Origin of the sequence: Streptococcus sanguinis (genome assembly GCF_013343115.1) — a bacterium.
Lineage (GTDB): Bacteria > Bacillota > Bacilli > Lactobacillales > Streptococcaceae > Streptococcus > Streptococcus sanguinis_H.
Genome location: NZ_CP054570.1, coordinates 336,352 through 349,553, shown reverse-complemented (window position 1 = coordinate 349,553; position 13,202 = coordinate 336,352). Strand labels below are relative to the sequence as shown.

Genomic DNA, 13,202 nt, shown 5'->3' with positions numbered 1-13,202 from the left:
TGTTCTCCTTAATAATTCATTTTATTTTTTTTGTAAAATTAAATACATAGCAATTAACTTTTTCCATTTCGGGAGCTTTCTCATTTTAACAATCGTTGTTTTGTTCTTTCTTTTTCGATTTATAATAAATGAATTAATAGCAATTAAAATAGCTACCAAAAACGAAATAATCATTAATATTGGCATCCTAATATTTAATCTCTCAGAAGCTACCATGTTATTTTTCTCGAAAAGACTTGATATAAGCAAAGAAGCATATAATAAAAAAGTCAAAAGATATCCTCTCAGCTTATTGCGTTGCCATATATATTTCACTTTATCTGAAATGTATTTTGACTCAATATCTTTACCTTTTCTTAGAAAAATAACAAAATCTATTGAATTGATATAAAGCCAAATAGCCAATCCGCCTGTTATAAGCGCCCACCATTTAATATCAAATACACTAATAGTATAAACACCGATTGTAATCATTAAGATTTGAAGCAAAAATTTTAATAAACTACTACCAGTTAAAATCATCATCACTGAAAAATAAAAACGTATGAAAACAATTGTAATAAATAAATCATGATAAACTTTATTGATCTTAAAATGATTAATCAAAATACTCACAAATAATAAAAGAGAAAACGACCATGTTATTTCTCTAACTACAGAAATAATATTCTGGTATTCTTTATTATCAGAAAAATTTTTTATTCTTTTAGATCTAGGGTAGTATTTGAATAGATAGGCACCCAATAGTATTAATATCAATATTTCATAAAGATTAAAATCTAGAATCAAAAAATCCCTTACTAGTCTTGTTTTATCTAAATTTATAATTAAAAAAAGAATGGGAAACATAAATAGGTACTTAATACCAGTATAATCGAAAAATTTAAATGCCCTTTCTACAATACTACTTTGAGCTGTTATTTTAAACTTTTTTAACCTCTCAAAAAATTTTTTATTCATTCTTCCCCCTATTATATTCCTAATATGCTTGCCAAAATCCGACACAATCTTCTGAGTTCTGTTAAACTTCTCATTTTCCTGTTCTACATTATTATAAATGTTCACCTATCGTTGACTCGGTAAAACCGAGCAGCTCAAAAATCCCTTTTATGTCAGCAAAAGTTTGTCATTTTGCAAAAGAATATCCAACTGAACATCACCATTTGGAGTTGTAAACAGGATGAAGTTAGAAATCTCATTCATCGTTTACCCTCCCACTCACTCCTAAGCAAGCCATATCTCAAATCATCACAGCGATTGCCTTTAACATCTTTGCGGTCTCGGATGCGAGCTTCGAGGGTGAAGCCAAGTTTTTCTGCAACTCGTTGACTTTGAATGTTATAACCAAAGCAAGTCAGTTCTATCTTGTGAAGATCCAGTTCTTTAAAAGCTAAATCAATCAAGGCACGCGCGGCTTCTGGTACATATCCTCGCCCCCAATAGTCTGGATGCAAGGTATAGCCGATTTCTAAGACATCATCTTCGTGCCGATGGTTGAAATCAACGGAACCAATGATTTTATCCGTCCCTTTGACGACAATCCCATAGCCCGCTGGGAGATTCTCCTTTTGATTGCGCTCAGGCAGAATATGCTCCAGGTAGTAAATCTCATCTTCCAAGGTCTTGACGGGCGGAAAGCCTGCTGGGTAGGAGACTTCTGGCAGACTAGCATAGGCATGGATATCTTCGGCATCCGCCACTGTGCGGACTCGTAAGACTATACGCTCCGTTTCTAATCGTTCTGGTAATTGTGCTTGCTCCATCTTCCTACCTCACTTTCCATAAAAAAATCCCTGCCATATCCATGACAGGGACGAATGTGTTTATCCGCGGTACCACCCAATTTCGGGCAACGCCCGCAACTCTCGTCTTTGAAGTAAATACAAAGACACTTTTATTTCATTTTTAACCATCAGCAACCAGCTTTGACACATTTATGGACTTCTCAGCATCGCCACTTTCTGTAAAATGCGGGATTCAAAACACCTCTGATGAACTTATTCTATCACCTTTCCAGCGAAAAATCAATAATTTCTCTCCCCAAAAAGTCCATCTGGCAGGTCGTGAAATCCTTTGCCCGCCTGATAATTAGCGAATTTTCCCAAAAGAAACTGGTAGGCATCAAGACGACTCTCATAGCGAATGGCTGCTTCCTTGGCCCGCTCGTCCTGGTCCGCTTCATAGACTGCCTGACTCTCCTTGAGGGCCATCTCATTAATCATGACCTGGGTCTTGACCCAAGATTCAAAGTCTTGTAAAAATTCCTGTTCGTAACTCATTTTTCTCACTTTCTAACTGCAAATACCTAGTCCAAATCTCGGTAAAAATCACTGTCAATATCACGGAAAGGCTGAATGTCCTGCACATACTCCAGCACTCCCTGAAACTCGCCAGCCTTATCGCGAACTGCCGCATAGGTCACATGGACAAACTTGCCCCGTGATTCCGACTTGAACCACATCTCAAACTTGTCCCGCTCTCCCTCGCGCAGAGCCTTGAAAATCCGCCGCACCTTGTCCAAAAACTTGGGCGGGTGGCAGAGCTCGACATTGCGTCCTATCTGGGACGGCGTTCGCTTGAAAATCATCTCGTCTGCCGGCACGCTGTCATTATAATACTGGAAAATATCGTCCTTATTGACAAAGGTAATCTCCATGGGCAGATGGTCCAAAATCAGATTGGCCTCCGCAACAGACAGATATCCATGACCAAAAGGCTGCTGGGACTCCCGATTAAAGGCTTGCTCCTTCTTTTCCTTGGGCTTAAAGGAAATGGTGACCTGACCATCCGGCGTATCAATGACCTGCTGAAATCTGCCATCACTAGTCTGTTCTGTGCTGGCTGGCGCTTCGCTTCCTTCATCAGCAGCATCCCCAACTTCCTCCTCCGAGAATGAGTGCCGCGCAGGAATCCATTTCTCTGTCGGCTTGATAATGGCATAGCCATAAGCATCGCTCTCCTCAGCAATCTTGAGCCAGTCATCCTGATGGAAGGACTCGAGGAGAATCATGAGAAGGATAGACTCTTCCTTGAAAATCATAGCTTCAAACTCAGCCGCAAAAGCCTCAAACTTGTCCTTGACTTCTTGAATCGAAGTATCTGGTAGCTGCTCTGCAGCAATCTTAGCCTCTTGGAAAAGGTCTCGAATCTGGTCATCTACACCCCACATGACCTTGGGCGGCGAATCGTGGCCGTAGCTCTCCATGATTGGAAACATGAGCTCTTCCTTGCGCTGATAGTGGATATCAAACTGCCCCACCAAACTCAGCTGGCGCTGAAGTCCCTTGCAGATTTCAGGAAGAAGATCCTCATCTTCTGTCGTTTCATAGGTAGATAGGAGCCTGCGAACCCGCATAAGGGCAGCCCGCAAGGCTAAATTTTCCTGCTTAAAGACCTGAATAGGATGGCCTGGATGGTCGGTATCAGCCACCTCTACATCCTGAATGGCACCTTTAAAGAGGTTGGCATGAACATTGCAGAGGGACATGACATCTTCAAAGGTCACTCCCGTATCCGAGTTCATCAGCTCATGCTCCATCAGGCTAATCTCTATAGCGGACACACCAGCAAAATGCTCATTAAAAAGCTCCTGAACAGACTCTGCCGAAGCTCCGTTATGTAAATCCAACAAGATAGACTTGAGGACTTCAATGCGTTCAGTAGCCATGCCTAAATCCCCACCACTTCATAGCCGTTTAATTCCAGAGTTTGCTTGATTTTATTAAGGTCAATGCCATTCATACCAGCACCTTTTTTGATAGAAACCACGCGCCCGACTGTATTGCGCATAACGGGATTGGCCAGAGGCGTAAAGCCCAACTCGACCAGAACATCCAAAACTTCTGGCTGCTTCTCAATCACTTCTGCCACTGGGATAGACAAATCAATCACATTATCCATAGCTGCTCCTTCATCGTCATTTTTCTACAATTATACCATAAAAAAGCTATCAAACTCAAAGCAAAAAAAGCAGGAGTGTCTGCTCCTCTTATGCTTATTCAAAAGAAATGGAATAGCGAATTGAGATAGACATGATGACAGACTTCTGCCTTCCATTATTGCCTTAGGAAACGATAAGAAAATATAAAGCACATTTCTTCGTCTTTTTTCCCTTTTGTGATAAGCTAAGATTAGTGAATTGAAAGGGTTCTCGTATGTATCTTGCAGACTTAATGGAAAAGAGTGAAGCGGGACAGTTTATTGTCCTATCTTATTTACAGCAGCATTCTACATCTAGTTTGAAGGACGTTATGTCTGAAACCGGCTTCTCGAAAGCAACCTTGACCAAGTACATTAGCTTGATTAACGACAAGGCTATGGACCATCATGCAGCCTTATCCATCCAGCTTCAGGACGAAACACTCAGTCTGTCCATCGGACCGGATACCAAGGGACGGGACATTCGCAGACTCTTTTTGAGCAATGCTGTCAAATACCAGATTTTAAACCACTTGCTCTATCATCAGCAGTTTTTAGCCCATCAATTAGCCCAAGAGCTCATGATCAGTGAAGCAACACTCGGCCGTCATATATCTGGTTTAAATCAGATTTTATCAGAGTTTGAGCTATCTATCCAAAACGGCCGCTTAAAAGGTCCTGAGCATCAAATTCGCTATTTTTATTTCTGCCTCTTTCGCAAGGTCTGGTCCAGCCAAGATTGGGAAAAAGAACTTCAAAAACCAGAAAGAAGGCAGGAAGTTGCCGTCTTAGAAGAACTCTGCGGAGCCCAGCTCTCTCAAGGGCAGCGATTGGACTTGGCCCTTTGGGCACATATCACACAACAGCGCCTAAGAGTCAATGCCTGTCAATTCCAAAACATTGAGCAGAAAATGCAGGGCTATTTTGAGAATATCTTCTACCAGCGCTTGCATCGCCGGACAAATGATTTCTTTGCCGGTCAGCACATTACCCTGAGTCAGGAAGACGGGGAAATGATGATTTTCTTTTCATTTCTGCTTTCCCATCGGATTCTGCCTCTGCACACCATGGAGTATATACTGGGCTTTGGTGGTGAAATTGCCAGCCTGATTACGCAAATCATTCAAGAGATGAAGTCTCATGACTTGTTAGGTGACTACATTGAAGACCAAGTGACCTACGAACTCAGCCAGCTCTGCGCCCATGTCTTTCTTTTCAAAGGCTGTCTCTTGCAAGACAAATACAAGCATGACTTGGAATTGCGCCATCCTTACTTATGGAGCGAATACGATTATCGACAAGTGGCAGACACTATTTTTAGCAAACTGCCTATTTTCCAGCAGGGAACATCTCTGGATAAAAAGGTGTTGTGGGAATGGCTCCAGCTGATGGAGTACATCGCTGAAAACGACGGTCAAGTCATCAAGATAGGCATGGACTTGATAGATAGTTTTATCGTTGTTTCCAGGATGACGGCCATTTTAAGGCGATACTTAGAGTACAATCGCTTTATTACGATTGAATCCTACGACCTTACCAGAAATTATGACCTCATCATCACCAACAATCCCATCCATCAGGCCCAGCAAGTTCCCATCTATTATTTAAAAAATGACTTGGATTTGGAAGATTTGGCTCAAATCCGTCACATGATATTTCATTAAGAAACTTGGAGAAATCCAGGTTTCTTTGTGATTTTCGCACAATCTCCTCAGATTTTTTTAAAATTTTAAAAAAGTTGATGAACAAGAAAGCGCTTTATTTTATATACTAGTTACTGTAGAGGAAACATCCTCAAGATTTTTACTAGGAGGACAGTTCATGTCACAAGAAAAATACATCATGGCCATCGACCAAGGAACAACTAGTTCACGCGCCATCATCTTTAACAAAAAAGGAGAAAAAGTTAGCTCCAGTCAAAAAGAATTTACTCAGATTTTCCCTCAAGCTGGATGGGTTGAGCACAATGCCAATGAAATTTGGAACTCCGTGCAGTCTGTTATTGCCGGTGCCTTCATCGAAAGTGGAGTCAAACCTAATCAAATCGAAGCAATTGGAATCACCAACCAGCGTGAAACAACTGTCGTTTGGGATAAAAATACTGGTCTTCCTATCTATAATGCTATCGTTTGGCAGTCTCGTCAGACTGCTCCTCTGGCTGAGCAACTAAAAAGCCAAGGCTATGTGGAAAAATTCCACGAAAAGACTGGTTTGATTATTGACGCTTACTTCTCTGCTACCAAGGTTCGCTGGATTTTGGACCATGTAGAGGGAGCGCAAGAAAGAGCTGAAAAGGGCGAATTGCTCTTTGGTACCATCGATACCTGGCTAGTTTGGAAATTGACTGACGGGGCTTCTCACGTGACTGACTACTCAAATGCAGCCCGTACCATGCTCTATAACATCAAGGATCTTAAATGGGATGATGAGATTTTGGAAATCCTCAACATTCCAAAGGCTATGCTTCCAGAAGTTCGTTCTAACTCAGAAATCTATGGTAAGACTGCTCCATTCCATTTCTACGGTGGAGAAGTTCCAATCTCTGGTATGGCTGGTGACCAGCAGGCAGCTCTCTTTGGACAGTTAGCTTTTGAGCCTGGCATGGTTAAGAATACTTACGGAACTGGTTCCTTCATCATCATGAATACTGGTGAAGAGATGCAACTATCTGAAAACAACCTCTTGACAACCATCGGCTACGGTATCAACGGCAAAGTTTACTATGCCTTAGAAGGTTCTATCTTCATTGCTGGAAGTGCTATTCAATGGCTGCGTGACGGTCTTCGAATGGTTGAAAATTCACCAGAATCTGAAAAATATGCTCTCGATTCTCACAACAATGACGAAGTCTATGTCGTACCTGCCTTTACAGGTCTAGGCGCTCCGTATTGGGATCAAAATGCACGTGGATCTGTCTTTGGCTTGACCCGCGGAACCAGCAAGGAAGACTTTATCAAGGCTACTCTGCAATCCATCGCTTACCAAGTACGAGACATCATTGATACTATGCAGGTGGATGCCAAGACTGCTATTCAAGTCCTCAAAGTTGATGGCGGTGCTGCTATGAACAACTTCCTCATGCAGTTCCAGGCTGACATATTGGGAATCGATATTGCTCGTGCTAAAAACTTAGAAACAACTGCTCTCGGTGCAGCCTTCTTGGCAGGCCTGTCAGTAGGTTACTGGAAAGACTTAGACGAACTCCGCACTCTCAATGAAACTGGAGAACTCTTTGAACCATCTATGAATGAATCCCGCAAGGAACAACTCTACAAAGGATGGAAAAAAGCCGTTAAGGCAACCCAAGTCTTTGCAGAAATCGACGACTGATACTGATTTATATTTTGATAATCAAGTCAGTAGAAGCATGAAACGACTAAGTTAGAAAGTGTATAAATATGGAATTTTCAAAGAAAACACGTGAATTATCGATAAAAAAAATGCAGGAACGCACCTTGGACCTCCTGATTATCGGCGGTGGGATTACTGGTGCTGGAGTAGCCCTGCAAGCTGCAGCTAGTGGCCTGGAGACCGGTCTGATTGAAATGCAGGACTTTGCCGAAGGGACTTCTAGCCGTTCTACCAAACTGGTCCACGGTGGTCTTCGTTACCTCAAACAATTCGACGTAGAGGTGGTCTCAGATACAGTTTCTGAGCGTGCAGTGGTACAGCAAATTGCCCCTCATATTCCAAAACCAGATCCTATGCTCCTTCCAGTCTATGAAGAAGATGGCGCTACCTTCAGCCTCTTCCGCCTCAAAGTGGCTATGGACCTCTACGACCTCTTAGCCGGTGTTAACAACACTCCTGCTGCCAACAAGGTCTTGAGCAAGGAAGAAGTCTTAGAACGGGAACCTGAACTCAAGAAGGAAGGCTTAGTCGGCGGTGGTGTCTATCTTGACTTCCGCAACAACGACGCACGTCTCGTAATTGAAAATATCAAACGCGCCAACCAAGACGGTGCTCTCATTGCCAACCACGTTAAGGCAGAAGGCTTCCTCTTTGATGAATCTGGAAAGATTACAGGCGTTGTTGCGCGTGATCTCTTGACATATGAAGTCTTCGAAATCAAGGCTCGCTTGGTCATCAACACAACTGGACCTTGGAGCGACAAGGTGCGCAATCTATCAAATGACGGTGAGCAATACTCACAAATGCGTCCAACCAAGGGTGTTCACTTGGTGGTTGACTCTAGCAAGATCAAGGTTTCTCAGCCAGTCTACTTTGATACAGGCTTAGGAGACGGCCGGATGGTCTTTGTTCTTCCGCGTGAAAATAAAACCTACTTTGGTACGACTGACACTGACTACACTGGTGACCTGGAGCATCCAAAAGTAACACAAGAAGATGTAGATTACCTCTTGGGCATTGTCAATAATCGCTTCCCAGAAGCAAACATCACGATTGACGATATCGAAAGCAGCTGGGCGGGTCTTCGTCCTCTGATTGCAGGAAACAGCGCTTCTGACTACAATGGCGGAAACAACGGTACCATTAGCGACGAAAGCTTCAATGCACTGATTGCGACCGTTGAAAGCTATTTGGCTAAAGAAAAATCCCGTGAGGATGTCGAGGCGGCTGTTACGCAACTCGAAAGCAGCACTTCTGAAAAACACTTGGATCCATCTGCTGTGTCCCGCGGTTCCAGCTTAGAACGTGATAACAATGGCCTCTTGACCCTTGCTGGCGGTAAAATCACAGACTATCGTAAGATGGCGGAAGGTGCTATGGAGCGCGTGGTTGACATCCTCAAAGCAGAATTCGACCGTAGCTTCAAGCTCATCAACTCTAAGACCTACCCTGTTTCAGGCGGAGAGCTTAATCCAGCAAATGTGGATTCCGAAATCGAAGCTTTTGCTCAACTTGGTGTCTCACGTGGCTTAGACAGCAAAGAAGCCTTCTATCTTGCAAACCTTTACGGCTCCAATGCTCCTAAAGTCTTTGCCCTCGCTCACAGCATCGAGCAAGCACTAGGTCTCAGCCTAGCGGATACCTTGTCACTGCATTATGCTATGCGTAACGAATTAGCACTCAGCCCTGTTGACTTCTTGCTTCGCCGGACAAACCATATGCTCTTTATGCGGGATAGCTTAGATGCTATTGTAGAGCCTGTTCTGGATGAAATGGGACGATTCTACGACTGGACAGAAGAAGAAAAAGCAGCTTATCGAAACGATGTTCAAGCTGCCCTTGCAAATAACGATTTAGAAGAATTAAAAAAATAGAAAATACGAGAAGAGGCGGTAGGCAAAACAACTGTCTGCCTCCCCTTCTTTTAAATGGAGTAACATAAATGATGAAAGAAATATTTGGCGAATTTTTAGGAACACTGCTCTTGCTCCTTTTGGGAAATGGTGTAGTTGCAGGTGTGGTTCTTCCCAAAACCAAGAGCCACAATTCAGGCTGGATTGTGATTACCATGGGATGGGGGATTGCTGTTGCCATCGCTGCTTTTGTATCTGGCAACCTTGGCCCAGCCCATCTGAATCCTGCCCTAACTATCGGAGTAGCTCTGAAAGGTGATTTGCCTTGGGCATCTGTTCTTCCTTACATCCTCGCTCAGTTTGCAGGTGCTATGGTCGGACAGTTCCTCGTCTTCCTGCAGTTCAAACCTCACTATCTAGCTGAAGAAAATCCGGCTAACGTCCTGGGTACATTCAGCACAGGCCCAGCTATCAAAGATACCTTCTCTAACCTGATTAGTGAAATCCTTGGAACCTTTGTCCTTGTGCTGACTATCTTCGCTCTCGGACTTTATAAGCTGCAAGCAGGCATTGGTACTTTTGCTGTCGGAACATTGATTGTCGGGATTGGTCTATCACTCGGTGGAACAACTGGCTATGCCCTCAACCCGGCTCGTGACTTAGGACCTCGCATCATGCACAGTATCCTTCCCATTCCAAACAAAGGAAATGGCGATTGGAGCTATGCTTGGATTCCAGTTATCGGACCAATTATTGGTGCCGTCCTTGCAGTCCTAGTCTTCGGTTTATTCTAATATAACTTATTGCTATTTGAGAACACTTGACGAGTGTTCTTTTTTTTACTAAGTGATTAGACGGAGACTAACCTTCCGAACTTACTCTTCCGATAAAAACCATTGTAATTTTGACAAAAGAAAAGACTTAGCCCTGTATTACAAGAAAACTAAGTCCTTTTTAGAATGATTTTGTCAGCTCTTGCGAGCTGCTTACGATTAACTCAAACGAGAGCTATCTCTCTTGGATAATTTCACCACTGCTTCGGTCCGAGCAGTATGCGGAAACATATCAACCGACTGGATATAGTGAACATCGTAGACCTGACAGAGCTTGACTAAATCCCGAGCCAGAGTTGAGACATTACAGGAAACGTAGACCATCTTCTCAGGTGTATAGCGGACAATTGTCTCCAGCAGCTTATCGTCCAGACCAGTTCGCGGCGGATCAACAATCAAGGCATTCGCCCGATAGCCCTCAGCATACCAGCGAGGAATAATCTCCTCTGCCGTCCCAGTCTCGTATAGCGTATTGGTAAAGCCCATCCGTTTCGCATTGCGCTTGGCGTCTTCAATGGCCTCAGGGATGATGTCCATGCCACGCAGAGACTTAACCCTTTTAGCAAAGGCAAAGCCGATGGTCCCCACTCCGCAATAAGCATCAATCAAATGGTCTTCTTTCGTCACATCCAACGCCTTGACCGCCTCCCCGTAGAGCACCTCTGTCTGCTCAGGATTGAGCTGATAGAAAGCTCGAGGTGATAGGGAGAACTCATAGTCCAGCACTCCTTCTTGAATATCCTTCTCGCCCCAGATAATCTCTGTCTTATCCCCATAAATTTCACTGGACTTGCTCGTATGATAATTGACCGCCACTGTCTCCAGCTCTGGAAATTCAGCCACTAGGTCTCGGACGACTGGAGAAAAGTCTAGCTTGCGCCCCGTCACAAAAATCATCTGCACCTGACCTGTCTTTCTAGCCCTGCGAATCATGACCGTTCGTACCCCAGCAGTCTTTCTCTCATCATAGATGGGCAGCCTATACTTGCCTAAAAGCCGAGCTACCTTATTTATGATCTTTTGCGTTACCTTGTCCTGAACCAGACAGTTTTTCAGCGAGACCAGATAGTGGGAATTCTGGGCATAGAGCCCAGCCTTGACCTCATCCTTGAACTTCCGAGTCTGAAACTGCAACTTGGCCCGATAATAGAGCGGCTCCTGCATACCAATGGTCGGACGAATCTCGTAGTTTTCGTAACCAGCTGGCGCAAACTTTTTCAAGGCCTGACGCAGCAAATCTTCCTTAAACTCCAACTGCTTGTCATAGTGGAGGTGCATGATTTGACAGCCCCCACAGCTATCATAAATCTCACAAGGCGCTTCCACCCGGAATTTCGAGCGCTTGTTAATTGTTAAGAGCTTGGCCTCGATAAAATTACGCTGAACCCTGGTCACCTGACAGTAGACTTCCTCACCCTTCAAAGCCCCTGGCACAAAGACCAGCGTTTTCTTATAAAATCCAATCCCTTCCCCATTAATCCCCATTTTCTTAATTTTCAAAGGGATTCTTTGCTTCACTTTCACATTCATGATTCTATTATACCACGCTGCCTCGCATTAGTTGAGAATATGTTACAATAAAAGTATGAAAGCAGAAAAAACATCCCTTCCAGTAGACCATTTTCCTGAGCAAATACGAACTTATCTAGAGGGAGCCACTTTTTACGACAGCTCCTCACATTCTGTAGCCAGTGTTTTCTATGCCGATACGGGCTATTATTTGAAAATCGATCAAAAAGGCCAGTTAGCACAAGAAGCCACACTTGCCAAATGGTTTGAAGAGCAAGGACTCGGTGTGCCGGTCATTCACTACCTAACAGCAGATAAAGACTACTTACTGACTAAAGAAGCCGAGGGTAAGGACGCCCTAGCCTTTCTCCAACAGCCAGAAGAACTTTGCCAAACGATGGCTGTCACACTCAGAAAACTTCACAGCCTCCAACCCCAGCATTTCCCAATCCAGCATCGCCTCCAACACTATAAAGAACAAGCAGAGGAAAATTACCATAAAGGTTGCTTTTATCAAAAAGCTTTACTGCCTCAGTTTCATATCCAAAGCCGTGAGGAAGCATATCAGCTTATCCAAGAACAGGGACACTTACTGACGGTGGATGCCTTGATTCACGGAGATGCCTGCTTACCCAATTTCATTTTGAAAGACGCAGCAACCTTCTCCTGCTTTATTGACCTTGGACTCGCTGGCCTTAGTGATCGCCACCTTGACCTTTACTGGGCAATCTGGTCTCTTACTTATAATTTATCTGACCCCCAATACGCAGAGCTCTTTCTTGACTACTATGGCCAGAAGGATGTTGATACAGACAAACTGCGCTTGATAGCTGCCTTTGAAGCATTTGGCTAAAAGAAAGGATTCTACCAAAATCTCTTATGAAAATCACAAAAATCGAAAAGAAAAAAAGACTCTACCTCTTGGAGTTGGACGGCAGTGAAAAGCTCTATATTACAGAAGACACCATCGTCCGCTTCATGCTGTCCAAAGGAATGGAAATCACAGAGCAGGAACTATCAGAAATTCAAGACTATGCCCAATTTTCTTACGGAAAAAATCTAGCCCTCTATCATCTCTCCTTCAAGCAAAGAACTGCTAAGGAAGTTAAAGACTACTTAACGCCGCACGACATCCAACCAGAAATCATCAGTCAGGTCTTGGACAATCTAAAAAAGGATAATTGGATTAATGATAGAAAGTATGCTAATTCTTTTATCCAATCCAACCTTCTCACTGGTGACAAAGGCGCTTTTGTTCTAAAGCAAAAACTCAGTCAAAAAGGGATTTCTAGCACTATCATAGAAGAGGAATTAAACCAGTTTGATTTTACTGTACTAACAGACAAGGTTGCCGAAAAGCTGCTCAAAAAACACCAAGGAAAACTGCCCAGCAAGGCTTTACAAGATAAAATACTTCAATCTTTGATAAACAAAGGTTTTTCCTATAGCCAAGCCAAAACTGCCTATCAGCATTTGCAAATCGAAGAGGACCAAGAAAATCAGCAAGAGCTTCTCTATAAAGAGCTAGACAAGCAATACCGCAAGTACTCAAAAAAGTATGACGGATATGACTTAAAACAGCGTCTGACCCAAGCTCTCGCTCGCAAAGGCTATGATTTCTCCGACATCGCTAGCGCTCTGAGAGAATATCTTTAAGATTTTCTATGAAAACTTATGCATTTCTATGAAAATATGTTACAATAAAGAAGATAAACTTATAAATTGTAGAAAGTTGGTA

The 13,202-nt window shown here is 43.3% G+C and carries 12 protein-coding genes and 1 pseudogene; 6 read left to right on the top strand and 7 right to left on the bottom strand.

What is annotated here, in order from left to right:
- Positions 1 to 21 precede the first annotated feature (21 nt).
- The 6 genes and pseudogenes from FOC72_RS01740 to FOC72_RS01720 form a co-directional block, all read right to left on the bottom strand.
- A complete protein-coding gene (locus FOC72_RS01740) occupies positions 22 to 960 on the bottom strand; it encodes a hypothetical protein (protein WP_238525723.1) in 939 nt (312 codons plus the stop codon).
- A gap of 94 nt (positions 961 to 1,054) precedes the next feature.
- Positions 1,055 to 1,203, bottom strand: a pseudogene (locus FOC72_RS11705) (cell filamentation protein Fic); the annotation flags it as partial.
- Positions 1,200 to 1,763, bottom strand: coding sequence for a GNAT family N-acetyltransferase (locus tag FOC72_RS01735; protein ID WP_002894549.1), 564 nt, complete (start codon positions 1,761 to 1,763; stop codon positions 1,200 to 1,202). The gene FOC72_RS01735 and the pseudogene FOC72_RS11705, both read right to left, overlap by 4 nt.
- 261 nt (positions 1,764 to 2,024) lie before the next feature.
- Complete coding sequence (locus tag FOC72_RS01730; RefSeq protein WP_002894547.1) at positions 2,025 to 2,279, bottom strand: DUF1912 family protein; 255 nt, start codon at positions 2,277 to 2,279, stop codon at positions 2,025 to 2,027.
- A gap of 26 nt (positions 2,280 to 2,305) precedes the next feature.
- A complete protein-coding gene (locus FOC72_RS01725; protein WP_002894546.1) occupies positions 2,306 to 3,667 on the bottom strand; it encodes a DUF438 domain-containing protein in 1,362 nt (453 codons plus the stop codon).
- A gap of 2 nt (positions 3,668 to 3,669) precedes the next feature.
- Entirely contained in the window at positions 3,670 to 3,900 is a 231-nt protein-coding gene (locus FOC72_RS01720) for a DUF1858 domain-containing protein (RefSeq protein ID WP_002894544.1), read from the bottom strand.
- A gap of 254 nt (positions 3,901 to 4,154) precedes the next feature.
- Between FOC72_RS01720 and FOC72_RS01715 the strand changes: the two genes are divergently transcribed.
- From FOC72_RS01715 to FOC72_RS01700, 4 genes are all read left to right on the top strand, one after another.
- Positions 4,155 to 5,582: an AcpB/EbpR/MafR family transcriptional regulator gene (locus FOC72_RS01715; protein WP_002894532.1), complete on the top strand. Its 1,428-nt coding sequence runs from the start codon at positions 4,155 to 4,157 to the stop codon at positions 5,580 to 5,582.
- 157 nt (positions 5,583 to 5,739) lie between these two features.
- Complete coding sequence (glpK, locus tag FOC72_RS01710; RefSeq protein ID WP_002894531.1) at positions 5,740 to 7,248, top strand: glycerol kinase GlpK; 1,509 nt, start codon at positions 5,740 to 5,742, stop codon at positions 7,246 to 7,248.
- A 68-nt stretch (positions 7,249 to 7,316) separates the two neighbouring features.
- Positions 7,317 to 9,143, top strand: coding sequence for a type 1 glycerol-3-phosphate oxidase (gene glpO / locus FOC72_RS01705; RefSeq protein WP_002894530.1), 1,827 nt, complete (start codon positions 7,317 to 7,319; stop codon positions 9,141 to 9,143).
- Between the two features lie 68 nt (positions 9,144 to 9,211).
- The gene (locus tag FOC72_RS01700) at positions 9,212 to 9,916 is read left to right on the top strand and encodes an MIP/aquaporin family protein (RefSeq protein ID WP_002894529.1); all 705 of its coding nucleotides are present in this window, start codon (positions 9,212 to 9,214) and stop codon (positions 9,914 to 9,916) included.
- Between the two features lie 198 nt (positions 9,917 to 10,114).
- Here FOC72_RS01700 and rlmD read toward each other — a convergent pair whose 3' ends face one another.
- On the bottom strand, positions 10,115 to 11,485 hold the full coding sequence (gene rlmD, locus FOC72_RS01695; RefSeq protein ID WP_002894528.1) for a 23S rRNA (uracil(1939)-C(5))-methyltransferase RlmD: 1,371 nt from the start codon (positions 11,483 to 11,485) through the stop codon (positions 10,115 to 10,117).
- Between the two features lie 55 nt (positions 11,486 to 11,540).
- Between rlmD and FOC72_RS01690 the strand changes: the two genes are divergently transcribed.
- Entirely contained in the window at positions 11,541 to 12,317 is a 777-nt protein-coding gene (locus tag FOC72_RS01690) for an aminoglycoside 3'-phosphotransferase (RefSeq protein WP_002894527.1), read from the top strand.
- A gap of 26 nt (positions 12,318 to 12,343) precedes the next feature.
- Positions 12,344 to 13,120: a recombination regulator RecX gene (recX, locus tag FOC72_RS01685; RefSeq protein WP_002894526.1), complete on the top strand. Its 777-nt coding sequence runs from the start codon at positions 12,344 to 12,346 to the stop codon at positions 13,118 to 13,120.
- Positions 13,121 to 13,202: the final 82 nt, after the last annotated feature.